The following is a 26,457-nucleotide window of genomic DNA, read 5'->3' as shown; positions in this document are numbered from 1 at the left end:
GCTGCTCGCGCGATGAGGCAATGGTTTCCTGGACAAAAAAGTCACCCCTGCCGTTGCCGGGCCGCTAGTTCAAATGAGATGATCTCCGCCGGCGGACGAGGGCTCGCATATTCCTCGGTCATAATGGCGCCGATGAGGAGATCGATCGCGCGGCGCGATTTCCAGCTCGTTTCGTCATCGCCAGACAGCTCCAGTTTGGCCTTGGCGAGGAGTTCGCGCGCGTGTGCAAAGTTCGATGCCATCGTTGATCCTCATGTCGGCCGCAGCTCACCCTAGATCTCGTGCCAGCGGCTTGGAAAGGACCCGTTAACCGTAACGAAGGCTTTTGCATTAAATGGTAGCTATCACGCCACAGGCTGGTTGGGGGCTGTTCGGTTGGAATAGAGGCGGGTGCTGCGCGTGCGGGGCCGACACAATTTCCGATCTCCCGGCTCGAATTGTCGAGTCCACGAGACTCCGAGAGCGTCATCGAACACAAGATTATCGTTCGTTTTGAGTTGTCGACAAGCTGTGCGTTTTTGGTCGAAATTGATGGCGCAAAGCACACCAGCATCTTACGCTCGAAACCATGATTCTTCTCGATCGCGCAACCACCACTCCGTCCGTGCCGCCGACCGTCTCCTCCTGGGTGCTGGCCGCCGGCGGTGGGCCGAGCGACGCCGCTTTCCAGGCCGGAGCCGCATTGGCTTCGCTTGACACGCTGGCCCGGGCGCAAGTCATCCGCAGAAGGTGGAGCCACGTCACCAACACCTTGAAACTTCTGAAGCTACCGGACGTGGTTCACGATATGTTGGTCAGCGGGGCCTTGTCCGCAGGGCGCGCCCGCACGCTGGTTACCTCCTATGACCCCGCTGAGGTTGCGCGTCACATCGTCGAGAACGGTCTGTCCGTGTGACAGGCAGAAGCCCTCGCGCGGACGCCTGCGGTCGAGAGGCCATCGGTATCGCGTCCAGCTGCTTCGGAGAACGATGCCGACTTGCTCTTGCTGGAATAGCGGCTTGCCGATGCAATTGGTATGAATGTGACGATTGCACTTAAAGGCAAGGTCAAAGGGGGGACGATTGTCTGTCGTCCACTCGAATCCCTTGAAGAACTCACCAGGCGTCTCGGGCCGGGATAGTAGTCGACCGCGGTACCGGAATGAGCAAGCCAGATCACGCAAGCCTGCCCTTTCTCGGAGGGGCAGGGACATACTGGACGTGGACCAAATTATACGAGAGTATCATTTTAGAGATCAAGAACGTTACGTTGGCGTGGTCAGCGGAAAGCGAATTTTCGTTCCCGTAGGCCAGCCCAGGCATCGCTCGGGAGAACCGCTTGCGGCAAGAAAGACAGTTCAAAGCGCGACCGTCTGTAAGCCCGCAGGGTAACTTGTGCGCTATACAGGCGTTCTTGGCGCACGGGCGTAACCCGTGGGGCACATCGCCTCAGCCGACACGTGCAGCGGTTGCTCAGCTCAGCTATGTTGATCCGCCATGAGGATCGTCCTCAGAGGTAGGCCTGACTACCCCGTCGACGTGATTTCCACGGAGGAAGCCGAGGCCTTGCGGTCATGGTACGCGCATTCGTCATCCAGCGAGCAGGACGCAATCGCCCTCGCAGTCATTCGCCAGGCGAAGCTCCGCGACGGCTGGATTGAATGCGATTGCATCGGCGGTGCGCATAAGCCACTGCTCGCCCCCCAGCAACAGGAACGGACGTTTACCTTGCGCCGGCTCTCCCCGGCCGACGGAGATCCCCATACTCGCATAGATCGGCCGAACCATGCTGACGATTGCCCGTTCCATGTCGATCGAGCCTTCGACCCGCCTGCTCACGATCGCGCCTTCAATCTGCGGCCGGTGCCGCGCCGCGAGACCACCTATGTCGATGCGCTCCCGGCTATTCCGACTCAACTCGCGGATCCAGATCCTAATCCGCCCGATCCTGACCGCGAACGAAACGACCGCCCTTCCAGGCTTTCTATTGTGCTTTGGAGGCTTATGGACAGCGCCGGCATCAATGTTCTCAGGCCGCTTCAGGATTGGCCCCCGCAATACCAACTGAAAAGTCAGCTCGAGGCCCTGCGCAACGCCGGCGCTAAAATGCGCGTCACACGTACCTGGCGCTTCGGGGCCTTGTCGACGATCTGGGCTGGTGACTACGGCGACAAGAACTCGCGGTTTCAGCGTTTGCTGCGCAAGTCACGGCCGGATTGGGCGCCGAACCAGCGTCGGACCGGTTTCATGATCCTGTTTTCGACGAGCGTCACCCAAACGTCTATCTATCCCGCCGCGACGTCGACGCCGATCGAGGTCCTATCTCGGGTGCGGCAGCCGCTGCGCGGGGATCCCCGACACCGCGGGCCGTATCTCGTGATCGCAAACGCTGACTTCGGCGATGATGACGATGGCGATCTACGTGCCGTGCAGGCCTATGCGCAGCCCGTGTTCAATGGCGAGACGCTTTACCCTGTCGAATCGGGATTCGAACGCGACGTAACGAATTTGCTGATCTGGCTGCAGACATCGCTTTTTGAAGCTGCGCCGCGACTGCGGATCACAATTAGAAGGCCGCTGTTCGCCATCGCGACCCCGAAAGGCTTATGCCGACCGGATTTCGTGCTTGAAACAGTGTTTGCGGACCACCGGCCGATGCACCTTGTCATCGAAGCCATGGGCATGGACACCGAACAATATCGCGCCGCCAAGGCAAGGACATTGCCGCGGATGAAGGAAATCGGCCCGACTTATGAGATCCATCCCGTTGACATCCGGCCGGCCAACGCACAAGCCCTCGGCGAGGACCTGCAGCGATGGGTGCTGGCCCACGCGGCGCATAGGCGACTTCGTTTCGTCAACGGCTGAACTGGCCCGAGAGACGTTGCCATGTTCACGCCAACGACAGCAATGCGGCCACAAGATCATCGGGCCTCATGCACTCAGGATCAGCGTCGATCAGTTCGGCCAGATACACCGCCTTTGCCCGACGATCGTCGGCTGACGCGACGGCCATCTCTGCGACTGCGCTCAAAGCCAGTTGCTCGTCTCGCGACAAACGTTCCATTTGTCTCGCGGAGAATTGGTCGGTGTGGAAATTGTTGTCGCAGTCGCGAGTAAAATTCACCAGGTCACGCATTTTGCGGCGATGGACGGATATTGCTGCGAAAACGCCTCCATCTGCATTCTCTGATGAATTCGGGCAAGTAGTTTCGAGTCGCATGATTGGCGTCCTTCGGTCACAGCGTGTTTGGCCCCCGACGCCCTGCTCTCTCCTGCCGATCGCCCTGGTCCGCTCCTATGCAGGGCAAAATCGAACTGATAGAAACTTTGATTGGGGACGAGGGCACGATACGATACGAAGACAAGCGAAGCGATACGAACCCATCGCCTGTAAGAGTTTGATAAAAAACGGAAAATATTTTCTCCCATCGCCACCTGAGGGGAGTGATTTCAAAGAGCTGTTCAGGCGATTTGCTGCGGCGGGCGCTGGACGGCCAATGGGCGCAGATGGTTTTCCCGCCGGACCATGGACGCCCGAACTTCTTGCCGAGGCGATCTCACAGATTGATTCCAACCGGATTGGAGTCGACCTGCGGACAGTACAGCTTTGGTTTCAGGAGAACGACAAAGGGATTAGCGCCGCTAACATTCGTTGGTTGGCAAGGGTTTTCGGGTGCGATGATCCAATCGCAACTGGGGAATGGCAGGTGGCGCTCAGTGCCGCGCAATCGCGACTGACGGCCAAGCGGCGCGAATCGAAGAGAACGGGAATCGATGATGCGCTCCCGGGTCCAAATCCAGCGCCTTTCAGCACTTCCGCAGCCGCGACAGAGCCCCGGGCGGAACTGGCACGGGATACGGACGCAGCGGAAGCGACCAGACGTCTTAGTCTAGCGAGGAGATCGGAAGCGCTTTTTAGCCACGGCTCCCCCTTGAATCTGCCAGCCTCGGTGTTCGCAGGCATCTCCGCACTTGGATTTTTGTCGTTTATGCTCGGCATTCACAACGTGAAATATGCGCGTGCGGACGGCATCGTTAAGCAAGTTGGATTCCTGTGGGCCGCGAACTGGACGTTCGTGTTCATGGTGTTCCTGCCTCTCTTCCTGGCCTTCGTGTCTGAACTCGTGACCTCGTGGAAATACGAAGAGCGACCAAAGCTTGTAGGATCCGGCAATCTGGGTGAAAGCTTCCATACTTGGGAAGCCGTCATAGACGCGTCATCTTATTCTTTCTGGGCGGTTTTTCTGATCTGTGTGTTGTTCGCCGGACTTTTCCAGTGGATCGGCGTGTGTCTGATCCCGTTGATCAAAGGCGGCGGCAACTATGCTATAGACTGGGGAAAGTTGGCGATCATACGCCCGGAGGCCATATCGGTGCCGACGGAGATCGCGTTCACAGGGGTCGCCTACGTATATATGTGCCTGTGCTTCTATCTGTTCTTCGCTGGTCTCATTTTGCTCTATTCGGTCATCGACGACCTGCGGAAAATTCGCGAGGCATCGAAATTTCGATCGGACATCCAACGTGATCCAGATCTAGATGAAGCCGGCTTCAGAGTGATGCGGTGGGTGTTCCGGTGCACAATTTTGGGCGTCCTGATCGCCACGGTCATGAAGCTTCAAAGCTCGTACCTCGCATCCGACGGAACGAATATCGTAACCTGGTTGGTCGGCGATCTATCGTCGGCCGTGTATGAGCGCGCTCATGCGGGCAACAGATTCAGCTATAGATTGCCGACGCATTTCAGCAGTCTTCTCATCGCAATTTCGGCCTGTGTCGTTTTTCTGCATGGCGCGATCCGTTTGGGCGTCGGACGTCAATCCCAAGTCCCTTTGTGGAAGATGTCGGCGGTCGTGACACTGCTCGTTGCCAGCTACTTGTTGCTCGATACATTTTCAGGCTTCTCGATCCTCCTCGGCGTTGGAGTGCTGCTCGCAACATACGGCCTGGTCGACCCGGGGTTCGGCCAAGGGAGCGCGAGTAAGTTGGGAAACGATCAAAGTGTATCATAGATGGCTTGATCGCTGGGACGAACGGCGGGCACGTCGCGGTGAGGAAGGGAAGAAGGCAACCGCTTTCATCCTCGACGCCGATCGCGCCTTCCCAGGCGAAAAGCAGGCAGGAACTATCGAGGAGTTTTGTGTCCTGGCCGACCAAGCCGTGGCCGACCCAGCCTTTTTCAATGAGACGGGCGGCAACGGCCAGGGTTTTGAAAGACAGGGCGAATGGCTCAAATTTCCATCGGACATTTCGACTGACGTCGAAGAAAACGATGTGGTCTGGGCAAAAATCACCGACAGCGGATCGTGCGATCAGGCGTTGGTGATTTTTCATCATTGGAATGCGAGCTCCTGGAATCGCCAGATTGCCAGCTTTTTCTCCAAACGCGGCATCACGGTTGTCGAGCTCGCAATGCCCTATCATTTCCAGCGCAGCCGTCTCGATTCCTCGCATGCGGACTATATGCTCAGCGCCAACCTTGGTCGAACGATCCAATCCATGAGGCAGGCCGTATTGGACGGCCGAAAGCTCATTCGCTGGTTGAAGCGCGAAGGCTATAGGGACATTTCAGTTCTCGGTATGAGCCTGGGTTCCTGGGTCGCTGGATTGGTCGCGGCGCATGACCTGGCCGTGTCGAGAGCTTCGTTGTTTCTGACGGCGGGAAGCCTGGCCGATATGGTTTGGACAGGTCGCGCAACGCGAGCGATACGCCATAGCCTTGAACCTGAGATCGATCTGACTGATCTCAGGCGGGCATGGGGTCCGCTTAATCTGGAGAACTATGTTCATCGTCTGGCACGGACGGATCTTGCCCTGCACGTCGTATTGGCCAAGAGAGACAAGGTGGTTTTGCCGGAACTGTCGGCAAGCTTCATGCGGAAGCTGAAGGACACCGGCGCCAGACCCAACGTTCTTGAGTTGAACTGCGGCCACTATTCGCTGGCAATGCCGCCCTACGTTTTGTTGGCGGGTTTAAGCCTGAAGCGGTTTCTTTCGAGAACTGATCGGCCGACCCCGCTAAGATGACCGGCGTAAGCTGCTCGGATCATCAGCAAGGTCTCGGGTCTCCGTGCTGTTCACATGCGGCGACATACAAAGACTGTGCCCCTATTCGGTAGCGGCTGTGCGTGGCCGGGTCGTTTTCCTTCGCCGCCGCCGCAACTTCGCCTCGCCCCATTTATCTTCCAGCAGTTCGAATGCTTCAATGTCGAACGCCTTCGAAATCCGGTTCAGCATCGACAGACGAACGTCACGGCGTCCATTGAATACCTGGGACATATAGCTTTCGGTCACATCAAGACGTTCTGCCATTTCCTTGCTGGTCAGGCCGTATACATCGCGAATCCGGATAAGCGCATTGCTCAAACGCTTGTGCAGACGCTCGGCATCGTCCCAATCCGGCGCCAATCCGGCCGCGTGCTTTCCAGCTTTTGGATGCTGCGGCATCAAAACTCACCTTCTAGTATCCCTGGGCGTTATGCCTCGAACCGCTATTCGATGTAAGTCCTTTGGAGACAAATCCCCAAAGTGGAAACGCGTCTTCTGGTCGTTCGAAGTCGGTGAAAATAGAGGTTTTGCCAACCAAGACGTGACACGCGCTCGCGATGGCGCTCGCAAGAGTTCGGGCCGAATAGTGCCAGTTTCACGGACGCCCTCGGGTTACATTTGGACTGCCCCTATCGCGGTGGGCAAGCCCCGCCTACGCTGGCGCACCGTGTTGCGCACCTGATCGTGAAGGGTGCCGATCCCCGACGCAGCCTGCTCATGACCCTCTCACGCCGGGCCGCCTCGAGATGACGCGCCGTGTCGAGCGTATCGCTGCCAAGGTGCTTGGCGACCAGACGGACACCGAGTTCGGCATCCTGCCGAGCGCGGAGATCGATGTCGACGAGGTCAAGACCCTCGCGGAGGGAATCGCTTCGACGGCGGGCCGGCTCATTGAGGCGGCCCTTTTCCTTCCGGCGGTGCCGCTTGCGAGCTGCGGCGGCAAGGGAAGCTGCGCCGCGGCTGGCACGGATCGGCCGGTGCGCGCTCATACTCTCCTCAGCTGGTGCCAGCCGCGCCCTTGCCCCCTTTGCTCTTCGCGGCGTCCGGAAGGGGCTCCGCGAGGTGCGGGGAAAGGAAAAGAAGGAAAGGCGGCCGCAAGTGCGGGCCGGCAAAGCTATGGAAAAGAATGAACTGATAGAATTGCGTGACCAGGTGCCGTGCGCGGCCGTGCTGGAAAAGGCTGGTTTCGCCATCGACTTGAAGGAAAGCACGCGCAGAGCCGTCAAATACCGCCGCGACCGCGAGATCGTCATAGTGATCCACGGGGGCCGGGGATGGTTCGATCCGCTGTCGGACGCCAAGGGCGATGTTTTCAGCCTGGTCGAACATCTCGACCGCGTTCCCTTCGTTGAAGTTCTAGAACGCGTCGCTTCGCTTATCGGCTTTGTCCCCCAGGATCCGGATTGGTCGCGACCACTGCGCAAGATAGAGCCGGCCGCCCCGATTCCCGACCGATGGACGAGGCGCCGCAAGCCGTGGCCCGGATCGATGACCTGGTGCTATCTTCACGGCGAACGGGTCCTGCCCGATGCCATCATCCGCACCGCAATCCGAAATGACGTGCTCCGCGAGGGTCCGCGCGGCAGCATGTGGGCGGCACACCGGGATTGCTGTGGACGCATCACAGGCTGGGAGGAGCGCGGCCCCGAGTGGCGCGGCTTCTCGACAGGAGGCGCGAAGGTCCTCTTCCAGTTCGGCCCGGTCCACGCCCTTCGTCTTTGCGTTACCGAAGCGGCCATCGACGCCATGAGCCTCGCCGCGCTCGAATACGAGCGCGCAGACAGCCTGTATCTCAGCACCGGCGGCGGCTGGTCGCCGGCAACCGACGAAGCAATCCGCAGGCTCGCGGCGCGTGACAACACGCTCTTGGTCGCCGCCACCGACGACAACGCCCAAGGGGACCGATATGCAGACCGCCTGGAAGATGCGTCGATGAAGATGGGATGCGGCTTCGTCCGTCTTCGGCCACGCATTGTCGACTGGAACGCCGACCTGAAGGCGAGGGTGGAGGGTGAAGAAGAAAGGAGGAGAGGAAACTCGGCTGCCGCATGCCCGCCGGCCGCGTCAAGGGTAAAGCTTCGCCCGGCTGCGCCGGCCCTTCACCCGGCCGGGCGGAGAGGCGGCCGCGGGGGAGGGGTCTGAAGGGCCGAAGAGGATGGACATCCAGAGAGGATGAGCCGCGCTCCGGCCCGACGAGGCCAAAGGAGCCCGCACATGACCTCTTCTCCGATCCGCAAGATCTATCAGGGCATCGCCGATCGCCGGCAGATGTTCCGCATGTTCGATCGCCATGCACAGCGACCGAGCCGCTTCGAGGATGACGCAGCCCCCCTTTACCGGGGCGAGTGGTTCGAGGTTTCGCAGGCCGATCACAACTACATGTTCGAGCTCCTGCCGCCGCTCTGGATGCGCTACGGCATGTTCGCGATGCGGGAGTTCCTGACCGGCAATGTGACGAGCGTCTTCTTCACGTTGAGGGTCGATGACCGCATCCGGTATTTCCACGGCTATTGCGACCTGAACGACAGGCGCTCGCCCGACCTGATGCGCGATATCATCGTCGAGCGCGAGTCGCGGCCGGTTCGGGCGATGACGCGCGAGGAGCGCATCGAGCACATCTGGTCGAGCACTCACGACGACTATCGCGGCTACGCAGACTGGCGCTTTCCGATCACCCTGCGAGGGAAGCGCGTCGTCATCGTCTATCTCTCTGGTCAAGCCCATCCCTTCAAACTGCTAGACCAACTCACGGATGACGAGGTCGCGTCCAAGCTGCCGGTGCATCTGCGCCACCTCCCTCACGCGATTGCAGCGTGATGGAGGGGACGATGTTCACATTCCCCATCCTTGCGGTTCGCAAGGTCATCGAACGCGGCATTGCCGACGCCAAGGCCAACGGCGGTTTTCGCAATCCATACTACGGAACCAGGCCCGGCGAAGGCGAGAAACCCGGTCTCTGGCTGGTAGGCGACGAGGGCGTCTACATCATGTCCAATGGCAAGCTCGCCGAGGGCGAGCGTGCCCTCGTCCTCTATTCCGAGCAATGCCACCCGGTCGGCAACCGCGACTGGTGGCACTACAAGCGTCGCCATTTCGGCGGCGATGACGGCGTCGAATTCATCGCAGCCGAACAGCTGATCCCGCTCTTCGACCGCAATCGTCGCGCCACGCATATCAACATGGATCTCACCGAGGACGAAATCGTGTTCTCGCTGATTACTCGCTGATTCCCCTTCAACCGCGGCAACCATCGAGCGGCCAGCCTGCCTGGCCGGTCGATCGCGTGCGCCTTCATCACAGGAGAAATCCCGATGTCTAATGACGATCCTTTCACCATCGACCTCTTCGGCAACACCGCGCTATCGTCCGGCCTCGGGCTTGGCGTCACCGCCTTCGCGGGCGACTTCGATCCCGACGACGATCCCGATCCCTCGACACCGGCGCCGGCTGTGCCGGAACCGAAAGCCGCGAAGCCGGAGCCGTCAGTCTCCCGGTCCCGTGGATCGAACTTCTATCTTGGCGGAGATCGCGGGCTGGCGCGTGGCTGGAAGGAGCGGGCTCGAGACAATATCGCCGCTATCCGCCTTGCCGCCGAGATCGAGGCGGCCGAGCGGCCTGCCACGCGTGAGGAGCAGGAGACGCTGATCCGCTTTATCGGCTTCGGCGCATCCGACCTTGCGAACCACGTCTTCCGGCGACCCGGCGAGATCGAGTTCCGCAAGGGCTGGGACGAGATCGGCTCGGCGCTTGAGGACGCCGTCGGCGAGACCGACTACGCTTCGCTCGCGCGCTGCACGCAATATGCCCATTTCACGCCCGCGTTCATCGTGCGGGCGATCTGGTCCGGCCTCCAGCGTATGGGATGGCGGGGCGGTCGCGTGCTGGAGCCGGGAATCGGCACGGGACTGTTCGCGGCGCTGATGCCCGAAGGCCTGCGCGATGTCTCCCACGTCACCGGCATCGAACTCGATCCCGTCACAGCGCGCATCGCCCGTCTGTTACAGCCGTGGGCAAGGGTCCTCACTGGTGATTTCGCTCGTACCGAGCTGCCGACGAGCTTCGACCTCGCCATCGGCAATCCACCCTTCTCCGACCGCACCGTGCGGTCGGACCGGGCATACCGCTCACTCGGTCTTCGTCTGCACGACTATTTCATCGCGCGAGCGATAGACCTGTTGAAGCCGGGAGCGTTTGCCGCCTTCGTCACCAGCTCCGGAACCATGGACAAGGCAGATTGTGCGGCGCGCGAGCATATCGCGAAGTCGGCCGACCTGATCGCCGCCATTCGCCTGCCCGAGGGTAGTTTCCGCGCCGACGCCGGCACGGACGTGGTCGTCGACATCCTCTTCTTCCGCAAGCGCAAGATCGGCGAGCCGGAAGGCAACCAGTCCTGGCTCGACGTCGAGGAGGTCCGGCCGGCGACAGAGGACGAGGGCGCGATCCGGACCAACCGTTGGTTCGCCCGCCATCCGGATTTCGTGCTTGGCACGCACGCACTGACCTCGGGTCCGTTCGGCGAGACCTACACATGCCTGCCGCGGAAGGGCGAGGACCTGGCGGCCGCGCTCGACGTGGCCATCTCCCTGCTCCCGGAACACCGCTATGACGGCGAGCCCACCGAGATCGATTTCGGTCTGGAGGATGCGGTCGACAACGCGCCGATCGATCTTCCTACCGAACGCCATGTCCGTGAGGGCAGCTTCTTCGTCGACAATGCCAAGGGCCTGATGCAGTTCATCGACGGCGAACCTGCTGCTGTGAAGGTTCGCAAGGGTCGCAGCGCCGAGGGCATGCCGGAGAAGCATGTCCGCATCGTCCAGAAGCTGATCCCCGTTCGCAATGCCGTGCGCGAGGTGCTGAAGGCCCAGGAGCTCGACCAGCCCTGGAAAGAGCTTCAGGTCAAGTTGCGCATCGCCTGGTCGAGCTTCGTGCGCGATTTCGGCCCGATCAACCACACCACCGTCTCGATCGCTGAAGATGACGAGACCGGCGAGGTGCGCGAGACGCACCGCCGCCCCAACCTCGCGCCGTTCCTCGACGATCCCGATTGCTGGCTCGTAGCTGCAATAGAAGACTACGATCTAGAGAACGATACGGCGAGGCCCGGACCGATCTTCTCCGAGCGCGTGATCTCGCCGCCGGCCCCGCCGGTGATCGCAAGTGCGGCCGATGCGCTGGTTGTCGTGCTGAACGAACGCGGCCGCGTCGACCTCGACCATATCGCGGAGCTTCTGCACCGCGATCCGGACGACGTCGTGGCAGAACTGGGCAGCGCCATTTTCCGCGACCCCGCCGAGGGCTCGTGGCAGATGGCCGATGCCTATCTGTCCGGGCCTGTCCGTGACAAGCTGCAGGCGGCGGAGGCGGCCGCCGCGCTCGATCCCGCCTACGAACGCAACGTTGCGGCCCTTCAGGCCGTGCAGCCGGTCGATCTTCGGCCCTCCGACATCACCGCCCGTCTTGGCGCACCGTGGATTCCTGCCGCCGACGTCGTCGCCTTTGTCAAGGAGACGATGGGCGCCGACATCAAGATCCACCACATGCCGGAACTGGCGTCGTGGACGGTACGGGCCGGTCAGCTCGCCTATCTCGCGGCCGGCACGTCCGAGTGGGGTACCAATCGCCGGCACGCCGGCGAGTTGCTGACCGATGCGCTCAACAGCCGCGTGCCGCAGATCTTCGACACGGTCCAGGAGAACGGCAAGGAGCGCCGCGTCCTCAACGTGGTCGACACCGAGGGGGCGAAGGAAAAACTCCAGAAGATCAAGGACGCCTTCCAGCGCTGGATATGGTCCGACGCGGATCGGACCGACCGGCTGGCGCGCGTCTACAACGACCGCTTCAACAATATCGCGCCACGCAAGTTTGACGGTTCGCACCTTCAACTGCCGGGCGCCAGCGGAGCGTTCACGCTCTATCCGCACCAGAAGCGCGGCATCTGGAGGATCATCGCTTCGGGCTCGACATATCTCGCCCACGCCGTCGGCGCCGGCAAGACGATGACCTATTCCGCCGCCATCATGGAGCAGCGACGGCTCGGCCTCATCAACAAGGCGATGGTGACCGTGCCCGGCCATTGCCTCGCTCAGGTCGCACGCGAATTCCTGGCGCTCTATCCGATGGCGCGGATCCTCGTTGCCGACGAGACCAATTTCACCAAGGAGAAGCGCGCCCGGTTCCTGTCGCGTGCGGCCACGGCGAACTGGGACGCGATCATCATCACGCATTCGGCGTTCCGGTTCATCGGCGTGCCGGCCGTCTTCGAGCAGCAGATGATTCAGGACGAGCTGGAGCTTTACGAGAAGCTTCTTCTCGACGTCGATGACGAGGACCGGGTCTCGCGCAAGCGTCTTGAGCGCTTGAAGGAGGGCCTGCAGGAGCGTCTGGAGTCGCTTGCCACGCCCAAGGACGATCTCCTGACCATCGCGGAGATCGGCGTAGATCAGATCATCGTCGACGAGGCGCAGGAGTTCAGAAAGCTCTCCTTCGCCACCAACATGAGCACGTTGAAGGGTGTCGACCCGAACGGCTCGCAGCGCGCCTGGGACCTCTATGTGAAGTCCCGTTTCATCGAAACAAAGAACCCCGGCCGGGCGCTCGTGCTCGCCTCCGGCACGCCCATCACAAATACGCTCGGCGAGATGTTCACGGTGCAGCGGCTTATGGACTTTGCCGCGCTGATGGTGCGTGGCTTGCACGAGTTCGACGCCTGGGCGTCGACCTTCGGCGAAACGGTGACGGAACTGGAGCTACAGCCGTCGGGCAAATACAAGCCCGTCTCGCGCTTCGCCAGCTTCGTCAACGTGCCCGAGCTGATCGCCATGTTCCGGTCCTTCGCGGACGTGGTGATGCCGGAGGACTTGCGCCAATACGTGAAGGTCCCTGCAATCTCGACCGGTAAGCGCCAGATCGTGACGTCGAAGCCGACGCAAGATTTCAAGAACTACCAGTTGGTTTTGGCGGCGCGCATCAAGGCGATCGAGGATCGCAATCGTCCGCCGCAGCCCGGCGACGACATCCTGCTCTCCGTCATCACCGACGGCCGGCACGCCGCGATCGACCTGCGCCTTGTCGATCCCGACAACGACAACGAGCCCGAAAACAAGCTGAACAGGCTGGTCGCCAACGCCTTCCGCATTTGGCGGGAGACAGCGGAGGACACCTACGTTCGTGCCGACGGCAAGCCCTACGAGCTTCCGGGCGCTGCGCAGATGATCTTCTCCGATCTCGGCACGATCAGCGTGGAGAAGACGCGAGGTTTCTCGGCCTATCGCTGGATCCGCGACGAGCTGATTCGCCTCGGCGTGCCGGCCTCCGAGATCGCCTTCATGCAGGACTACAAGAAGTCGGAGGCGAAGCAGCGGCTGTTCGGCGACACGCGCGCCGGCAAGGTGCGGTTCCTGATTGGATCCTCCGAAACCATGGGCACTGGAGTCAACGCACAGCTTCGGCTGAAGGCACTGCACCATCTCGACGTCCCCTGGCTGCCGTCGCAGATCGAGCAGCGGGAAGGCCGCATTGCCCGACAGGGCAATCAGAACCAGGAGGTCGATATCTTCGCCTATGCCACGGAAGGGAGCCTCGATGCCACCATGTGGCAAAACAACGAGCGCAAGGCCCGGTTTATCGCTGCGGCACTCTCCGGCGACATGTCGATCCGTAAGCTGGAGGATTTGGGCGAAGGACAGGCGAACCAGTTCGCCATGGCCAAGGCCGTCGCCAGCGGCGACCAGCGCCTGATGCAGAAGGCCGGGCTCGAGACCGACATCGCCCGGCTGGAGCGTCTGCGCGCCGCCCATATCGACGACCAGCACGCCGTTCGCCGGCAGCTGCGCGATGCCGAGCGCGAAATCGAACGCTGCACGCGCCGCGTTGCCGAGGTCGGGCAGGACATCGGGCGTCTTGTCCCGACTGGTGGCGACGCTTTCGCTATGAGCGTCCGCGGCAAGTCCTATCCCGAGCGCAAGGACGCGGGCCGGGCGCTTATGAAGGAGATCCTGACTCTGGTGCAGCGCCAGCAGGAAGGCGAGAGGGTGATAGCCTCGATCGGCGGGTTCGATCTCGAATATGCCGGCGAGCGGACCGGCAGGGATGGATATCGCTACGCGACCTTGCTGCTGCGCACAGGGGTCCAGGATGAGATCGAGTTGCCGATCACGGTGACGCCGCTCGGAGCGGTTTCGCGCCTCGAGCACGCGATCGGCGGTTTCGAGAACGAGCAGGAGCGCTATCGCCAGCACCTGGCCGATGCGCGGCGCCGACTCGCCTCCTACGAGGCCCATGGCAACGGCGGTGAGTTTGCGTTCGCCGGCGAGCTGGCGGAAAAGCGCCGGCAGCTTGCCGAAGTCGAGGCGGCGCTGGCGAAGGACATAGATGGTATCCATCAGTCTGCCGCAGTTGCTGCATGATCGCTCATGATGGCCGGTCGCGTCTCGCGCGACCGGCCATTTCCATGTCTACGTTAATGCGCGACTATCGCAACGCTGCTTGACCGCCGGGCAGTATTCGATAGGTTCGCTCTGTCCGAGCAAAGGATGGCGCCGGACACCTATTTCGAGCCATCCCGATAACCGGCGACGGTTCTCCGTAACGTCGAAGATAAGAAGAAACCGCACCAGCCTGCGCTGGCCGCGCTGCCTAAGATTTCCATCAATAACCAAAATCAGGCTGCCGCCGATCTGGCGGTTGCCGCAACGCATATGGAGAATCCATGCGGTACGCACTCATCGACAATCACAGGCGCGAGGCAGCGCCAGGCCTTTCAGGAATATATTGCGGCTGCGGTCAGACAATGATCGCGAAATGCGGAAGCCAAAGGATTCACCACTGGGCACACAAGGGCGTTCGCTCCTGCGATCCCTGGTGGGAGCCCGAGACAGCGTGGCATCGCAGCTGGAAGCAGCAGTACCACACGTCATGGCAGGAGGTTATCGTCATCGAAGGAGGCCAGAAGCACATCGCCGACGTGCGGACCAACGCTGGTCTCGTGCTCGAATTCCAGCATTCGCACATCTCGCCAGTCGAGCGGCAATCGCGCGAAGCCTTCTATGGCAACATGATTTGGATCGTCGATGGAACACGCCTGAAGCGCGATCTGCCGAGATTCGCGGACCACCGGCGCGCATTCGGGACCACTCCGTGGCGGGGACTGTTCACGACGCCGTTTCCCGATGAGTACTTTCCTCGGGACTGGCTCGATAGCACCGTGCCGGTATTCTTCGACTTCGCCGGCATAGCTCAACTTCACCCGAACTCTGACGTCGAGCATCGCTTTTTGTGGGGGCTCCTGCCCGGACGGGCTGCAGGTCGCGCCGTGGTCGTCGCCATGGACCGGCAACGCCTTGTGCTTGCAACCCGCACCCGTTCCGAAATCCTGCCCGCCAGGAAGATCGTCGCTGCCCTCGATGCACGGTTTCGCGCCGAGCGCGCCCGAGCGATGATCCGGGCCAGTCGGCATCGCCTGCGGCCAGTCTGGCGGCGTCGCCGCCGCACACCGCGTTTCTAGCACCGTCGCAAAGGAGAAAAGGCGAGGAAGGGGAGGGGAAAAGCCGCTCGCAGATCGGGCGGGCCGCCGACGCTGGCGCTCAACCGCGCCGCTCGCGATCCCGGCTCGGCGCCCTGCGCTGGGCTGTAAGCCCCGCTTGGCCGGCCGGGCAGGGATGCTCGGCCGCAGTTGCACCGGCCCGTCCGCTCCGCGGGCCGGAAGGGGTCTTCGGCAAGAAGACGGAGAAGGACCGGCAAGCCGCTGCGTCCAAAACCCCTGAAAAGGAGCATTCCATGTATCTCATGAAGATGAATCCGCGCGCATTGGTGGAGAACCCAAACCATTCGCGCCAGACCAAGCCGTCGCCACAGGCCGACGCTCTGCTGCTGGCGTCGATCAAGGCGATCGGCATCGTGCATCCGCCTGTCGTCACGCCGCAGGGCGATGGCGGCAACGGCTTCGTCATCGAGGCCGGCCGTCGCCGTGTCAGGCTCGCGCTCAAGGCCGGAATCGAAGAGATCGACATCCTCGTCAACGATGCCGACAACGACAACGCCGGCGCCAACGGCGCGATGCGCTCCTTCGCGGAGAACATCGTCAGGGAGCCGCTCAACCCTGTCGACCAGTGGCGGGCGATCGAGCGCCTGGTCGCTCTCGGTTGGACCGAGGACGCGATCGCCGTCGCGCTGGCGCTGACGCCGCGGCGGATCAAGCAGCTCAGGCTGTTTGCCAACGTGCTGCCGGCGATGCTCGACCAGATGGCCAAGGGCGATATGCCTAACGAGCAGCAGCTGCGCACCATCGCGTCCGCTTCGCTCGATGAGCAGAAGGAAGTCTGGAAGGCGCACAAGCCGTCCAAGGCCGATCCGAGGGTCGGCTGGTGGAACGTGGCGAACGCGCTGGCCAAGACCCGCATGTACGCCAAGGACGCCAGTTTCGACGACGAGCTGGCGCGCGCCTATGGGATCGAATGGGAGGAAGACCTGTTCGGGCCGGCCGACGAGGACGGCCGCTACACCACCAATGTCGAGGCGTTCCTCGGCGCGCAGCAGGAGTGGATGGCGAATCACCTGCCGAAGCGCGGCCTCATCACCGAGGCCAACAGCTGGGGTCAGCCGTTGCTGCCGCCGAAGGCCGAGCGTGTCCACGGCAAGGCGGCCAAGAGCGACTGCGTGGCCATGTATCTCGATCGCGACGGCAAGGTCCAAAGCGTGACCTACCGCATGCCGGAGGCGAAGAAAAATGGCAAGGACGCCGACGATATCGGCACTGTCGCGAAGCCCCGCCCGCCGGTCACCAACAAGGGCATGAACATGATCGGCGACTTCCGCACCGATGCGCTGCGCGAGGCGCTCGACCGGGCGCCGATCGAGGACGACACGCTGATGGCGCTGCTGATCCTCGCCCTCGCGGGACAGAACGTCTCGGTCAGGACCGACGGCGGCGAGTCGCTCTATGGCAGCAGTCGGCTGGCCAGGTGCGCGGCGAGCCTGTTCAACGCCGAGGGCCAGCTCCAGTGCAGCGAGGAGACGTTGCGCGTCGCCGCACGCCTGTCGCTTAAGGAGATCCTGTCGTGCCGGCGAAACGCCTCCAACAGCGGGATCGTCGCGCGCGTGGCCGGCGATGCGATCGGCGCGAACATCTTCCTGCCCAACATGGGCACCGCGGATTTCCTGTCGTGCCTGTCGCGTCAGGCGCTCGAAGCGTCCTGCAACGGCACGCCCGTGCTGCCGCGTGCGCGGGTGAAGGACACGCGCGCAGCCCTTGTCGAGCACTTCAAGGAGGACCGTTTCGTTCACCCGAGCGCGCTGTTCGCGCCGGACGAAAAGGAACTCGCGAATTGGCTCGCCACCAATGCGCCCGAGCCGGACGAGGACGAGGAGTCCGCCTCCGGCGACGACCTGACCGCTGCCTCGGAAGAGCTCGACGAGGGTGAGGACGAGTTCCGCGAAGCGGCCGAATAGCCGCTTTCCAAGCATCATCGAACGAGATCCCGCCGCCGGCTCGTCCGGCGGCGGTTCTGTTTTCATCGTCAACAACAGGAGGACAAGAATGTCCGCTTCATTAATTTTCGACCTGGTGCCGCTTGGCGCCATCGTAAAATATTCCGACGGAACGCCGCGTCCGCCGGAACGCCATCGCAAGAAGCTCGCGGCTTGGGAAAATCGCAACAATGGCGGCCGGCTGATCGCCAAGCGGCCACGGCACGTTGTCGGCAGCACGACGATCCTGGAGTCCTTCACGCTTCATGAGGGGGATTTCGGCAGCGGTGGCGTCGTCGTGCTTCGCGTCCACCGCAGCTTCTCGATCGACAGCGACCTGAAGTTCACCGTCGTCGAACGGCCCGCCATCGGCTCGGTCGTCGTTCTCGACCGGCCTGACGGCGAGCTGGTGCATCTGGCCGAACACCATGCCGCCGCCGAGAACTGGCTGAAGAGCCACGGCTATCCCCATGCGATCCTGAAGCCGGTCACGGCGGACCAGGTGGCAGGGGATGTCGTCGAGGGGAGGGCCGCAGCATGAGCGCGCACGCTTCCCCGATCCCCAACGATGAAGCCCCCGGTTTTCCGGCGGTTTCCTTCGGTGTCAGCGCCGACGGCATGAACGTTGCCCAGGTCGGAGACCGTGCCTACGCGATGGTTCCCGCCCGCGGCGGCAGGCACTATCTCGCCAGCGGCTGGCGGATTCGGCGTCCCATGCCGGAATGGAGGCGCGACGATTTCTACAGCCACGACGGTGAGCTCGCCGACGCGGCCGCGTTCCGCGCCGCCGTGCTCGAACGCGCCGAGCACGCCCGAGAGCTGCGCGCGCTGGGCCGACGCGAGGCGCATGTCCCAGCCAGCACGCCGTGGGGACCGTCCCAGGGCGCGACCTTCTATGCCGAGGACGTCGTGTTGCACAGCACGGCCGGTCATGGCGGGTTTCATCTGTCGGGCGCTCGCAACGCAAAAGTCCATGCGACGCTGCGCCTCGCCGGCGGCTGGTACGAGGAAGACGAGGCCTGGGCCATCGTCGCGATCAGCGTCCCTCATCTCTTCACCGCCTTCGAGCGACGCTGCGCGGAGCGCACGGTCAAGGACAGCTGGCCGGATGCGTGGGAAGCAATCTTCGGCACGATCCTCCAACCAGGCGAATCCCGGTCGAAGGACCGCCGCGCTTTCGAAAGAGAGCATGCGAACGACTGGATCGTCGTCTCGGCGATCACGTCGGACCGCGAGAAGGGCTTCGTGGAGGTCGTCGCCACCCCTGGCGGCAGGCGCGGAGAGGGGACCGAGGAGCGCCGCTTTCTCGTGCCCGCTGAGGAGTACGAGGTCGGCCGCTTCGGCTTCGTCATCGATGTGCACCGCCATCCTGTCTATTGCGGCCCATCGAGTTTCATCGGCTGGCAGCGGAGGACCACGTTACGACCCGCTGCTCTGAACGCGAGGCGCAGCTCTCCCGCATGGAGGAAGCGCGTCGGCAGATACAGCGGCAGCTTGACATGATCGAGCGCCAGATCACGCGGCGCATGACGGCGCTGATCCCGCAATTGCAGCCGCGCCGCAGGGCCTACAGGCGCGGCAAACCGCCCGATCCGAGTGCGTTTCTCGAACGCTACCGATCGAACTTGGCGGCGATCAGGGCGGAGCGACAGCCCGAGATCGACGCCTTGTCACGCAAGCTCGCCCGGAAGGATCGCGCGATCGCGGCCTTCCGCCAGCGTCACCCCGTGCCCGACCGACAGGAGGCCGCATCATGATCGTCTACAACGTCAAGCGCCGGTGGTTCGCCATGAAGGGCGACGCCGAGCAATACCGCATCCGCGAAAAGCTCCCTCCGGACGCCACGATCAAGATCGGCATCGCGGACCGCACCCAGCTCGCAGCCTTTCTCGACGCGCTGTGCGAGCCGCCGGCCTCCCCCGCCGAAGGCGGCACGCAGGTCGCGGCCGTGCCGGAGGGGATCGACAACGCCTTTGTCGATCCCGACCTCGATATCCCGAAATTCCTCCGGGACAGCTGGGCGCGGCTCATGGCCGGGAAAGGAGACTAGCGATGGCTGCCCCCTGGTCCTTCATCGCGTCCTATGTCGGAACCGCGCTGTGGTCATCCTGCGGCGGCGACGGTGTTCCTCTCGACCGCCGCCATGACATGAGCGATCTCGCGGCCGAGACGCGCGCGCGGATGGAAGCGGATTGCCACCGCCTTCTATGACGCGAACCACCGGCTTATCCATTGCCTCGACGCGCCGCTCGCGCGGGATTTCGAGGGGCCGATCCATGACCGCGAGGCGGCGATGGCGGCTCATGATTTCTGGCTGACGCGCTGCGGTCACGGCGCCGGATTCTGGGACGAGGACTGGCCCGAGCCCCACGCCAGCAGGCTGGACTTCGCGGCGCGCGCGTTCGGCGTCTATGTCGGCGACAACGGCATGATCTACCTTTGATAGCCGGTGCGACCGCATTTCACCATCTTGGCGAACCGTGCCGGCAGACCCGTGCCAGAGCGGTCCTGGCGTGATATAGCACGTCTGGCAGGGAGCATTCGCCATGGACGAACCGACACGTGAGGCATTCGAGCGCCTTCTTCGCATCGCTCGCAGCGACACCGGCCAATCGCGCCGTGTCGCCGACTTCATCCTCGCATGGTGGAATGCGGACAGTCTCGGCGGCTTCGACCTAGCCGACCTCTTCGCAGTGGACAAGGCGATCGCCCGCGACATGACGAGCGTTTTCGCCTGGCTCGCCAGCCGAGCGGAAGCCGAGTATCCCATCGACCACCGGGCTCAGATCGAGGAGATCATCCGACTTTGGCGACCCGAGGTTCTGGAGCGGATGTCGAAGACGGCCTGAGGCGTCTCGGATAGGCCGCCGCACCGCGCGGCATCGCGGCTTCTTCTTCGCAGACCGCGGGACCGGATTCGTCATGCGGGTCCTTTCCTACTGGCGGTCTATCGAAACGCCGGCCCTTGCCGGCCTCCCTTCGGATCAAGGTGCGCTCGTAAACCGGCGGCCGTGCGCTTCAAGGCCGCTTCGCGCCGCCTTGCGGCCGGGCCGTCCGATCTCGCCAAGGCAGGCCCGCGGGCTGCGCGGGGCTGGAAAGCCCCGCTGGCCCGCAAGCCGGACTCGCTCGATTCCGCCCGGCCCGGACCCTGAAGCGCCCGTCTTTCCGCCGGTTTTTCCCGAGCACGCCCGAAGGGAGGGCCGGCAAGGGCCGGCCCGAGCCATCGGCCCATCTGAAGGAAAGGACATCCCATGGCAAAGAAATCCGCTCCCGTGCCGCGCCCGGCCGCTCGTGTCGTCCCGTTGCGCAAGGGCACGACCCTCGAAATGGTTCGCCTCGCCTGCCCAGACGCCACACAGGCCACCCTGATCGCCGAGAGTTTTGGATCTCCGGTGATCGACAGCGAAGGCATCCGCGAGCTTCACGAGCGCATGATCGTCGAGACTGCCGATGCGCTCGGAGAGGGTCTGGGCGAGCGCGCCATGCAGATCCACCTGCAACGCATTGTCGGCTCCTATGTCGGTTCCGCCCACGGCGCAGGCCAGTTCTACAGCCGGGCGGTGACGGAAGCGCGCGACCTGACGGCAAAAGCCGCCAACGACCTGCGCGACGAGGACCTCGACGGTCCGGGCGGCTTCGAGAGTGCCGCCCAGCGCAAGCGCGAGTTCGCCGCCGACATGGGCATTCAGGCCCATGCGCTACGCATGGCCGCCGAGGGCGCCGTCGCGGCCTACGAGCACGTCGTCGGCGAGCGTTGGAAGCCCTTCGAGCGCCCCGTCGAAAACCCCGGCCATATGCTGGATCGAAAAGCGGCCGAGATGCAGATGGCGGCTCTCGGTTGAGCCTCAATCGGGCGAGGCTCCGGCCTCGCCCCTTCTTCGAGCCAAACAGCCCGGTCCCGGACGGGGCCGGCCTGTTGTCTTGTCGATGCACGCCGGAAAGCAGGGAAAGGAAGGGAAGGACGGCCGCGCCCGCGGCCCGTCCCGGACGGCGGTCCTGCCGGGGCCGGCGGTCCGCGCAACGGCTTTGCCGTCCTCCACTTCGTTTCGGCCCTTCCCCGCCCGTCGCAGTGCGACGGGCCTGGTCGGGTGCGCTGGCCCTCCTGATTGCCCCGGCACTGGACCTCCGCGACGGGCCGCGATGGGCGCGGCCCCGAAACGGAGGATAGGAAAATGACGACCAAGAAATCCGGCCCGCGCGCCGACGTCTACACGCGCATCACCGAACGCATCGTCGTCGATCTCGAAAAGGGCGTCCGGCCATGGGTCCAGCCATGGGGCGCCCGCAACGCCAACGGCCGCGTGACGCGACCGTTGCGTCACAACGGCCAGCCCTATACCGGGCTCAACGTGTTGCTTCTCTGGTCGGAGGCGATGGCGCGGGGCTTCACCTCGCCGATGTGGATGACCTTCAGGCAGGCGTCCGAGCTTGATGCGCATGTCCGCAAGGGCGAGAGCGGTACGACCGTCGTCTATGCCAGCCGCTTCACCAAGACCGAGGTCGACAGCCATGGCGGCGAGGTTGAAAGGGACATCCCCTTCCTCAAGGCTTACACCGTCTTTAACTGCGACCAGATAGACGGTCTTCCCGATCATTACTACAATCGGACCGAGCCGGTCATCGATCAAGTCGAGCGCATCGCCGAGGCGGACAGCTTCTTCGCCAACACCGGCGCGGTGATCCGGCACGGCGGCCCCAAAGCATTCTTCTCGCCGTCCAGCGATATGGTGCAGATGCCGCCGTTCGAGACGTTTCGCGACGCGGCGAGCTACTACGCGGTGCTCGGACACGAATGTGTCCACTGGGCCGGCGGGAGCCATCGTCTCAACCGCGACCTCAGCCGCTACCACAAGGAGCGGAGCGAACGCGCCCGCGAGGAGCTGGTCGCGGACATCGGCGCCAGCTTCCTCTGCGCCGACCTGGGCATCGTTCCCGAAATGGAGCCGCGCCCCGACCATGCCAGCTACGTCCAGTCGTGGCTTACCGTGCTGGAGGGCGACAGGAAGGCGATCTTCCAGGCCGCGGCCCACGCGCAGCGTGCCGTCGCATATCTGCACGATCTCCAGCCGCAACCGGCGACGGAGCGGGAAGCAGCCTGATGATCCTTTCCGCTCCCCGGCGGCGGCCGCTGTCCGGCAGGCAAATGCCTGCTCCGGCTTGACCCACTCTGCGGGGCGCGCCGAAATCCATGATTCGGAGGAGCGGCGGGCGCAGATCGCTCGGACTCCCGACAGACCTGGATATTCCGGCATCGCCATCGACGACAGGAAAAGCATCGGCATTCCTTTATCGATCGGAGACCGCCTGAGGCCCCACGCACAATAAAGCTGGCATCCGTCATTCAGTTGCATTACATTGCGGGAAAGGAGGCGCTTATGCCTGCAAACGCATTGGTTCAAACGCGGATCGACTCGGACGTGCGCGACCGCGCGTCGGCCGTTTTGGAGAACATGGGCCTCACGGTGTCGGATGCGGTGCGCATTCTGCTCACCCGCACCGCCAACGAGGGCGCGCTCCCGTTGGAGTTGCTCTCGAACAGCGAGGCCCACGACGCCTGGTTCCGCGCCAAGGTTCGCGAAGCGCTGGAGGATAGCCGGCCTGACATCCCCGACGACCAGGTCGAAGCGCATTTCGCCGGGCGGCGTGCCGCGGCGCGTCGCAAGATCGGCGACCTCAAATCGTGAGGCTCACCTGGTCGGCTTTCGCGCTCTCCGATCGCGACGGCATCTTCACCCATGTTGAAGCCCAGAATCCCGCAGCCGCCGTCGCCATCGATGAGCGGATCGTCGCCGTTGCGCGGCGGCTTCGCGACTTTCCAAAGCGGCCGGCCAGGCCGCGTCGCCGGAACGCGCGAACTTGTCGTCACCGGGACGCCTTACGTCGCGGCCTACCAGGTTACCCGCGAGACAGTACGGATCCTGCGCGTTCTACATGGCGCCCAGCAATGGCCTGACGATCTTTCGGACGGCTGACAGTGCGCCTCCGTCTCCGCGCCCGGCTGGACGCGCCAGGATCCCCCGCCCCGGCGGCCGAGGGTGCATGGCGGGATCAAACGTCGCCGCCGTAGGCGCACAGGAGACGCGAAGGCCGTCGCACGCGCAGCCGGAAAGCAGCTGATGATGCGGTGCGAGACGGAGATCGCGGCATCGGCGGGTGCGGACTTCGCCAACGTCCGAATTCCTCCACAGCACGGCGCCCGCGGCCGTCGCAGGCCATGATGCGGTCGGAGCGGCCGGGCGCGGGCGGCATCGGTCGATCCGGCAGGGCAGGGTAGTCGGCGATGGTGGGAACACTTCTGCGGTCCGGCGGCCGTCGGCGTGTCCTCGAATTCCACCGATGAGCATGAAGCCAGGATCAGGTTCCTGTCCGAATCTGCCTGGCGGGCGCCCACGCAGGCCTCGATGAGTCCGGTATGACCTGAGGCTGACTGCGTCTCGATCGCCTTCCCGCAACGTCCGGCCCCGGCCATTTTCCGCCGGCGGCTGCGCCGCCTTTGCATCGCGAGGCAAAATAGCCGTTGCCGGCCGCCCTCCACTTCGTTCCGGCCCTGAGGACCACCCCATTGCGCAAGCGCAACGGGGACCCCGGTGGGTGCGGGGTCGATCGCCTCCGGTCCTTTCACCGTCATCGAGGCCGCGATGGGCGCGGCCCGAGCAAACCGGAAAGGAACCTATCATGGCTGTCATCGGCAATTTCGCGACCAACGGCAACGGCATCGTCGGCAACGTCCGCACTCTCTCGGTCGGCTTCCGCGCCCGCCTCAACCCGATCGAACGCGTCTCGCGCGACGCTCCGGACTTCCGCATCACCGCCGGCAACGGCGTCGAGGTCGGCGCAGGCTGGAAGGCGGTCTCGGACGACGGCGAAGAGTACATCTCCATCAAGCTGGACGATCCGAGCTTCGTCGCCCCGATTTCGGCGGCGCTCTGGCCGGGCGAGAAGGACGGCGAATACGCCCTCATCTGGAACCGCCCGAGGCGGCGCGACGCCTGATCCCGCGACCAACGAGCCCCGCCGCAAGGCGGGGCTTCCTCGCTGCGTATGGTGAGGCCGCAACCGGGCATCGAGCCCGGCTCCGGCTGGCCGGGCGCTCTACCGGGAGCGGTGGGTCTGCTCAGATCGTCCCATTGTGCCCTGGCGTTCCGAAGGCCTCAAGGACATCGCGGTTCCCCAATTTTCCGCCGCCGCCCGAAGAGGGCGGCGTCAGAAAATCGGCTCCCCCGCTCGCCGCCTCCGGCGGTCGCTCCGCGATCCTTGACCCCTCCGGCCCGCCACGGCCGCCGACGTCGTCCTTCACAAACATCAAGGAGACGACGATGTCGATCGATCAACACATTGAGGAGCTTCGGGCCGAACTGCGGAATGCCGTCTACGCGGACGAGCGGCGCTGGATCGAGGAGGAGCTGGCGATGGCGCTGGCCGAACGCGAGGCGATCTGGGCCGAGCAGGAAGGCCTCGCCAGCAGCGAGCCGCCCTTCTAGGGGCGCCTCGCGCCTCGGACGCACTCGGCGGCCTTAGCCGTTGAGCGCGTCCTTGACGGCCTTCGCCGGTGCGAAGGTCAGCTTCTTCGATGCCGCGATCTTGATCGTTCCCCCGGTGGCCGGATTGCGGCCCTCGCGGGCAGCCGTCTGTTTGACTTTGAACTTTCCGAAACCGGGGATATTCGTCTCGGCCCCGCTCGCCGCCGCAGAGGCAATTTCCTTGAAGACGCTGTCGACGATGGCCTTGGTCTGCGCCTTGGTCAGGTTCTGCGCTTCGGCGATCTCGGTCGCTGTCGTCATGTCCGTGGCTCTCCTCGCTGTTGGATCAATCCCTTTCCTATGGCAATGAATTCGACGCGAGGGTAGGGCGGGCGCGAGGGCCCCGGCGCGAATCCACTGAAAAGCGTGGAATTCCCGCTATTTCGACCTATTCAGGTCGGGCGCTGTCACGATATCCCTTGCGGCGCTTGGCGCGCTCAAGGCGTGCAGAAGCGCTAGCCGCATCGTCGTCGCTGTCGAACGTCTCCATCATCGACCGGCCGTTCGTGCCGATCCTGCCCCAATTGCGGATGACCGAAGCGCCGCCGAATAGGGTCGGCTGGATGGCGAGCATGTAGAAGCGCCGCATGTTCCGCGACGGGTCGATGCGGCGAAGATGAACCGGTCCTGTTTCGTCGTGATCCATGCCTAGAATCTCGCTTCCTCCGGAAGCGGTGTCCAACGACATTGATGAATCGATGCAGCACTACCGATTCATGGCAGTGATGGTTCGGCATCATCGATAAGCGTATTGTCGGGCTCTTCTTCCAGAAGGAAGGCTCGGGCGAGACCCTTCGGGCACGGCTCTACTCGCGCCCCAAGGGGGCGCTCACCGAACCCGCTGTGCGGTTTCGGCCCATGCGGGTTACGCTCCTCTCGCGGCGCTCGACTGTCGGCGAAACGTTACGGCCGTTTGCGGCACTGGTAGGGCACAAGGCCGGCTGGTCGCCGGATGCGGACACGGCGCCTGCCGGCGCCGTGGCGGCTGATCGGTCGTCACGAGGTCGGGCTCGTAGTCATGGCACTTCGACCAGACACGGATTAAGGTCTGGATCGAGGCGGCTTGGGCCGCCTCGATCTCACTTCACGGCGAGCCGACTCTGTCTGCTCGTCTGCATCATCGTGTAAGCCAGATCAGGGCAGGCCACCTCACATCGGGCACGCCGGCCTGCCCTGGGGGAGACACTAGCCGCCTCTCCCCCCAGACCCTCCGCTCCATTCGGACTGCTTCGCAGCCGGCCTTTCGGGCCGGTTGATGGACGCTGCCGCGACTTCGCCAATGCAACCGGGCAGTTCGCTCGACCTCAACCGCATAAGCGGCTGAAGTCTTCGCTGCTGCCCTGGCGGCGCGCTCACGCCTCGATGCACGCTGTCGCGACCAGCCTTCCGCCGAGCGGCTGGCTGGTCGCTCTCGCGCATTCTCGGCGTCCGCTTCTGATTTT

At 63.6% G+C, this 26,457-nt stretch carries 28 protein-coding genes and 2 pseudogenes; 24 read left to right on the top strand and 6 right to left on the bottom strand.

From position 1 onward, the window contains the following. Positions 1-41: 41 nt before the first annotated feature. The gene (locus FZF13_RS01285) at positions 42-242 is read right to left on the bottom strand and encodes a hypothetical protein (protein ID WP_065996848.1); all 201 of its coding nucleotides are present in this window, start codon (positions 240-242) and stop codon (positions 42-44) included. 326 nt (positions 243-568) lie between these two features. On the opposite strand from FZF13_RS01285, the gene FZF13_RS29235 reads away from it, so the two are divergent. Both FZF13_RS29235 and FZF13_RS01275 read left to right on the top strand, forming a co-directional pair. Further along, a complete protein-coding gene (locus FZF13_RS29235) occupies positions 569-895 on the top strand; it encodes a hypothetical protein (protein WP_065996849.1) in 327 nt (108 codons plus the stop codon). A gap of 580 nt (positions 896-1,475) precedes the next feature. Next, positions 1,476-2,846: a hypothetical protein gene (locus FZF13_RS01275; RefSeq protein ID WP_065996850.1), complete on the top strand. Its 1,371-nt coding sequence runs from the start codon at positions 1,476-1,478 to the stop codon at positions 2,844-2,846. A 25-nt stretch (positions 2,847-2,871) separates the two neighbouring features. On the opposite strand, the gene FZF13_RS01270 is transcribed toward FZF13_RS01275, so the two are convergent. Further along, positions 2,872-3,201 (bottom strand): hypothetical protein, encoded by a 330-nt coding sequence (locus tag FZF13_RS01270; protein ID WP_139116434.1) that lies wholly within the window; start codon positions 3,199-3,201, stop codon positions 2,872-2,874. A gap of 178 nt (positions 3,202-3,379) precedes the next feature. Between FZF13_RS01270 and FZF13_RS01265 the strand changes: the two genes are divergently transcribed. Together FZF13_RS01265 and FZF13_RS01260 are read left to right on the top strand one after the other, a co-directional pair. Further along, positions 3,380-4,993: an RcgA family putative transporter gene (locus FZF13_RS01265; RefSeq protein WP_065996852.1), complete on the top strand. Its 1,614-nt coding sequence runs from the start codon at positions 3,380-3,382 to the stop codon at positions 4,991-4,993. Beyond that, positions 4,983-6,008 carry an alpha/beta fold hydrolase gene (locus tag FZF13_RS01260; protein ID WP_065996854.1) on the top strand — a complete coding sequence of 342 codons (1,026 nt, stop codon included), beginning with the start codon at positions 4,983-4,985 and terminating at the stop codon, positions 6,006-6,008. Before FZF13_RS01265 ends, FZF13_RS01260 begins: the two co-directional genes overlap by 11 nt. 81 nt (positions 6,009-6,089) lie before the next feature. On the opposite strand, the gene FZF13_RS01255 is transcribed toward FZF13_RS01260, so the two are convergent. Next, on the bottom strand, positions 6,090-6,428 hold the full coding sequence (locus FZF13_RS01255; RefSeq protein ID WP_083237635.1) for a helix-turn-helix transcriptional regulator: 339 nt from the start codon (positions 6,426-6,428) through the stop codon (positions 6,090-6,092). A gap of 255 nt (positions 6,429-6,683) precedes the next feature. On the opposite strand from FZF13_RS01255, the pseudogene FZF13_RS28760 reads away from it, so the two are divergent. The 5 genes and pseudogenes from FZF13_RS28760 to FZF13_RS01235 all read left to right on the top strand — a co-directional run. Further along, a pseudogene (locus tag FZF13_RS28760) lies at positions 6,684-6,817 on the top strand (UvrD-helicase domain-containing protein); the annotation flags it as partial. Between the two features lie 328 nt (positions 6,818-7,145). Further along, positions 7,146-8,171, top strand: a complete 1,026-nt coding sequence (locus tag FZF13_RS01250; protein ID WP_083237636.1) for a DUF3991 and toprim domain-containing protein — start codon at positions 7,146-7,148, stop codon at positions 8,169-8,171. A gap of 72 nt (positions 8,172-8,243) precedes the next feature. Next, positions 8,244-8,846, top strand: a complete 603-nt coding sequence (locus FZF13_RS01245) for a DUF1419 domain-containing protein (RefSeq protein WP_065996859.1) — start codon at positions 8,244-8,246, stop codon at positions 8,844-8,846. An 11-nt stretch (positions 8,847-8,857) separates the two neighbouring features. Next, complete coding sequence (locus FZF13_RS01240) at positions 8,858-9,256, top strand: DUF3085 domain-containing protein (protein ID WP_065996860.1); 399 nt, start codon at positions 8,858-8,860, stop codon at positions 9,254-9,256. 84 nt (positions 9,257-9,340) lie between these two features. Continuing rightward, the gene (locus FZF13_RS01235; RefSeq protein ID WP_065996861.1) at positions 9,341-14,437 is read left to right on the top strand and encodes a lactate dehydrogenase; all 5,097 of its coding nucleotides are present in this window, start codon (positions 9,341-9,343) and stop codon (positions 14,435-14,437) included. A gap of 48 nt (positions 14,438-14,485) precedes the next feature. Here FZF13_RS01235 and FZF13_RS01230 read toward each other — a convergent pair whose 3' ends face one another. Then, the gene (locus tag FZF13_RS01230) at positions 14,486-14,728 is read right to left on the bottom strand and encodes a hypothetical protein (protein WP_139116435.1); all 243 of its coding nucleotides are present in this window, start codon (positions 14,726-14,728) and stop codon (positions 14,486-14,488) included. An 11-nt stretch (positions 14,729-14,739) separates the two neighbouring features. Between FZF13_RS01230 and FZF13_RS01225 the strand changes: the two genes are divergently transcribed. The 15 genes and pseudogenes from FZF13_RS01225 (at position 14,740) to FZF13_RS28745 (ending at position 24,976) form a co-directional block, all read left to right on the top strand. Next, positions 14,740-15,534: a competence protein CoiA gene (locus tag FZF13_RS01225; protein ID WP_065996863.1), complete on the top strand. Its 795-nt coding sequence runs from the start codon at positions 14,740-14,742 to the stop codon at positions 15,532-15,534. Positions 15,535-15,806: 272 nt separating this feature from the next. Beyond that, complete coding sequence (locus tag FZF13_RS01220; protein ID WP_065996865.1) at positions 15,807-17,477, top strand: ParB N-terminal domain-containing protein; 1,671 nt, start codon at positions 15,807-15,809, stop codon at positions 17,475-17,477. A gap of 88 nt (positions 17,478-17,565) precedes the next feature. After that, positions 17,566-18,036 (top strand): hypothetical protein, encoded by a 471-nt coding sequence (locus FZF13_RS01215; RefSeq protein WP_065996867.1) that lies wholly within the window; start codon positions 17,566-17,568, stop codon positions 18,034-18,036. Further along, positions 18,033-18,998 carry a DUF7007 domain-containing protein gene (locus FZF13_RS01210; RefSeq protein ID WP_245317428.1) on the top strand — a complete coding sequence of 322 codons (966 nt, stop codon included), beginning with the start codon at positions 18,033-18,035 and terminating at the stop codon, positions 18,996-18,998. Before FZF13_RS01215 ends, FZF13_RS01210 begins: the two co-directional genes overlap by 4 nt. Beyond that, positions 18,956-19,252 carry a hypothetical protein gene (locus FZF13_RS01205; RefSeq protein ID WP_065996868.1) on the top strand — a complete coding sequence of 99 codons (297 nt, stop codon included), beginning with the start codon at positions 18,956-18,958 and terminating at the stop codon, positions 19,250-19,252. The genes FZF13_RS01210 and FZF13_RS01205 overlap by 43 nt, the downstream gene beginning before the upstream one ends. Continuing rightward, positions 19,249-19,545, top strand: a complete 297-nt coding sequence (locus tag FZF13_RS01200; protein ID WP_065996870.1) for a hypothetical protein — start codon at positions 19,249-19,251, stop codon at positions 19,543-19,545. Before FZF13_RS01205 ends, FZF13_RS01200 begins: the two co-directional genes overlap by 4 nt. 2 nt (positions 19,546-19,547) lie before the next feature. Then, positions 19,548-19,706: a hypothetical protein gene (locus tag FZF13_RS28755; RefSeq protein ID WP_167523837.1), complete on the top strand. Its 159-nt coding sequence runs from the start codon at positions 19,548-19,550 to the stop codon at positions 19,704-19,706. Positions 19,707-19,788: 82 nt separating this feature from the next. After that, positions 19,789-19,938 (top strand): hypothetical protein, encoded by a 150-nt coding sequence (locus FZF13_RS28750; RefSeq protein ID WP_167523836.1) that lies wholly within the window; start codon positions 19,789-19,791, stop codon positions 19,936-19,938. Between the two features lie 103 nt (positions 19,939-20,041). Next, positions 20,042-20,344 carry a DUF7673 family protein gene (locus FZF13_RS01195; RefSeq protein WP_065996872.1) on the top strand — a complete coding sequence of 101 codons (303 nt, stop codon included), beginning with the start codon at positions 20,042-20,044 and terminating at the stop codon, positions 20,342-20,344. 402 nt (positions 20,345-20,746) lie between these two features. After that, positions 20,747-21,337: a hypothetical protein gene (locus FZF13_RS01190; protein ID WP_065996874.1), complete on the top strand. Its 591-nt coding sequence runs from the start codon at positions 20,747-20,749 to the stop codon at positions 21,335-21,337. A gap of 330 nt (positions 21,338-21,667) precedes the next feature. Beyond that, positions 21,668-22,594 carry an ArdC family protein gene (locus FZF13_RS01185; RefSeq protein ID WP_065996876.1) on the top strand — a complete coding sequence of 309 codons (927 nt, stop codon included), beginning with the start codon at positions 21,668-21,670 and terminating at the stop codon, positions 22,592-22,594. A gap of 276 nt (positions 22,595-22,870) precedes the next feature. Beyond that, a complete protein-coding gene (locus FZF13_RS01180) occupies positions 22,871-23,179 on the top strand; it encodes a type II toxin-antitoxin system RelB/DinJ family antitoxin (RefSeq protein WP_065996878.1) in 309 nt (102 codons plus the stop codon). After that, positions 23,176-23,467, top strand: a pseudogene (locus tag FZF13_RS01175) (type II toxin-antitoxin system RelE/ParE family toxin). Before FZF13_RS01180 ends, FZF13_RS01175 begins: the two are co-directional and overlap by 4 nt. 703 nt (positions 23,468-24,170) lie before the next feature. Continuing rightward, positions 24,171-24,488, top strand: a complete 318-nt coding sequence (locus FZF13_RS01170; protein ID WP_065996880.1) for a DUF736 domain-containing protein — start codon at positions 24,171-24,173, stop codon at positions 24,486-24,488. 323 nt (positions 24,489-24,811) lie between these two features. After that, the gene (locus FZF13_RS28745) at positions 24,812-24,976 is read left to right on the top strand and encodes a hypothetical protein (protein ID WP_167523835.1); all 165 of its coding nucleotides are present in this window, start codon (positions 24,812-24,814) and stop codon (positions 24,974-24,976) included. Between the two features lie 33 nt (positions 24,977-25,009). On the opposite strand, the gene FZF13_RS01165 is transcribed toward FZF13_RS28745, so the two are convergent. After that, positions 25,010-25,276 (bottom strand): HU family DNA-binding protein, encoded by a 267-nt coding sequence (locus FZF13_RS01165; protein WP_065996881.1) that lies wholly within the window; start codon positions 25,274-25,276, stop codon positions 25,010-25,012. Positions 25,277-25,403: 127 nt separating this feature from the next. Next, complete coding sequence (locus tag FZF13_RS01160) at positions 25,404-25,661, bottom strand: WGR domain-containing protein (RefSeq protein WP_065996882.1); 258 nt, start codon at positions 25,659-25,661, stop codon at positions 25,404-25,406. Positions 25,662-26,457: the final 796 nt, after the last annotated feature.

The organism is Mesorhizobium terrae (assembly GCF_008727715.1).
Taxonomy (GTDB): domain Bacteria; phylum Pseudomonadota; class Alphaproteobacteria; order Rhizobiales; family Rhizobiaceae; genus Mesorhizobium; species Mesorhizobium terrae.
Note: the sequence above shows the minus strand (reverse complement) of the source record. Positions and strands in the feature narration are given on the sequence as shown.

Excerpts from the sequence above, each read along its gene's own strand:
- FZF13_RS01275 (WP_065996850.1), top strand. The coding sequence starts at position 1,476 with ATGAGGATCGTCCTCAGAGGTAGGCCTGACTACCCCGTCGACGTGATT.
- FZF13_RS01230 (WP_139116435.1), bottom strand. The coding sequence starts at position 14,728 with ATGCGTTGCGGCAACCGCCAGATCGGCGGCAGCCTGATTTTGGTTATT.
- FZF13_RS01195 (WP_065996872.1), top strand. The coding sequence starts at position 20,042 with ATGGACGAACCGACACGTGAGGCATTCGAGCGCCTTCTTCGCATCGCT.
- FZF13_RS01170 (WP_065996880.1), top strand. The coding sequence starts at position 24,171 with ATGGCTGTCATCGGCAATTTCGCGACCAACGGCAACGGCATCGTCGGC.
- FZF13_RS01200 (WP_065996870.1), top strand. The coding sequence starts at position 19,249 with ATGATCGTCTACAACGTCAAGCGCCGGTGGTTCGCCATGAAGGGCGAC.
- FZF13_RS01190 (WP_065996874.1), top strand. The coding sequence starts at position 20,747 with ATGGCAAAGAAATCCGCTCCCGTGCCGCGCCCGGCCGCTCGTGTCGTC.
- FZF13_RS01180 (WP_065996878.1), top strand. The coding sequence starts at position 22,871 with ATGCCTGCAAACGCATTGGTTCAAACGCGGATCGACTCGGACGTGCGC.
- FZF13_RS01165 (WP_065996881.1), bottom strand. The coding sequence starts at position 25,276 with ATGACGACAGCGACCGAGATCGCCGAAGCGCAGAACCTGACCAAGGCG.
- FZF13_RS01270 (WP_139116434.1), bottom strand. The coding sequence starts at position 3,201 with ATGCGACTCGAAACTACTTGCCCGAATTCATCAGAGAATGCAGATGGA.
- FZF13_RS01255 (WP_083237635.1), bottom strand. The coding sequence starts at position 6,428 with ATGCCGCAGCATCCAAAAGCTGGAAAGCACGCGGCCGGATTGGCGCCG.
- FZF13_RS01160 (WP_065996882.1), bottom strand. The coding sequence starts at position 25,661 with ATGGATCACGACGAAACAGGACCGGTTCATCTTCGCCGCATCGACCCG.
- FZF13_RS01250 (WP_083237636.1), top strand. The coding sequence starts at position 7,146 with ATGGAAAAGAATGAACTGATAGAATTGCGTGACCAGGTGCCGTGCGCG.
- FZF13_RS01225 (WP_065996863.1), top strand. The coding sequence starts at position 14,740 with ATGCGGTACGCACTCATCGACAATCACAGGCGCGAGGCAGCGCCAGGC.
- FZF13_RS01185 (WP_065996876.1), top strand. The coding sequence starts at position 21,668 with ATGACGACCAAGAAATCCGGCCCGCGCGCCGACGTCTACACGCGCATC.
- FZF13_RS01285 (WP_065996848.1), bottom strand. The coding sequence starts at position 242 with ATGGCATCGAACTTTGCACACGCGCGCGAACTCCTCGCCAAGGCCAAA.
- FZF13_RS28750 (WP_167523836.1), top strand. The coding sequence starts at position 19,789 with ATGGCGGCTCATGATTTCTGGCTGACGCGCTGCGGTCACGGCGCCGGA.
- FZF13_RS28745 (WP_167523835.1), top strand. The coding sequence starts at position 24,812 with ATGTCGATCGATCAACACATTGAGGAGCTTCGGGCCGAACTGCGGAAT.
- FZF13_RS01215 (WP_065996867.1), top strand. The coding sequence starts at position 17,566 with ATGTCCGCTTCATTAATTTTCGACCTGGTGCCGCTTGGCGCCATCGTA.
- FZF13_RS01210 (WP_245317428.1), top strand. The coding sequence starts at position 18,033 with ATGAGCGCGCACGCTTCCCCGATCCCCAACGATGAAGCCCCCGGTTTT.
- FZF13_RS01205 (WP_065996868.1), top strand. The coding sequence starts at position 18,956 with ATGGAGGAAGCGCGTCGGCAGATACAGCGGCAGCTTGACATGATCGAG.
- FZF13_RS01220 (WP_065996865.1), top strand. The coding sequence starts at position 15,807 with ATGTATCTCATGAAGATGAATCCGCGCGCATTGGTGGAGAACCCAAAC.
- FZF13_RS29235 (WP_065996849.1), top strand. The coding sequence starts at position 569 with ATGATTCTTCTCGATCGCGCAACCACCACTCCGTCCGTGCCGCCGACC.
- FZF13_RS01245 (WP_065996859.1), top strand. The coding sequence starts at position 8,244 with ATGACCTCTTCTCCGATCCGCAAGATCTATCAGGGCATCGCCGATCGC.
- FZF13_RS28755 (WP_167523837.1), top strand. The coding sequence starts at position 19,548 with ATGGCTGCCCCCTGGTCCTTCATCGCGTCCTATGTCGGAACCGCGCTG.
- FZF13_RS01240 (WP_065996860.1), top strand. The coding sequence starts at position 8,858 with ATGTTCACATTCCCCATCCTTGCGGTTCGCAAGGTCATCGAACGCGGC.
- FZF13_RS01235 (WP_065996861.1), top strand. The coding sequence starts at position 9,341 with ATGTCTAATGACGATCCTTTCACCATCGACCTCTTCGGCAACACCGCG.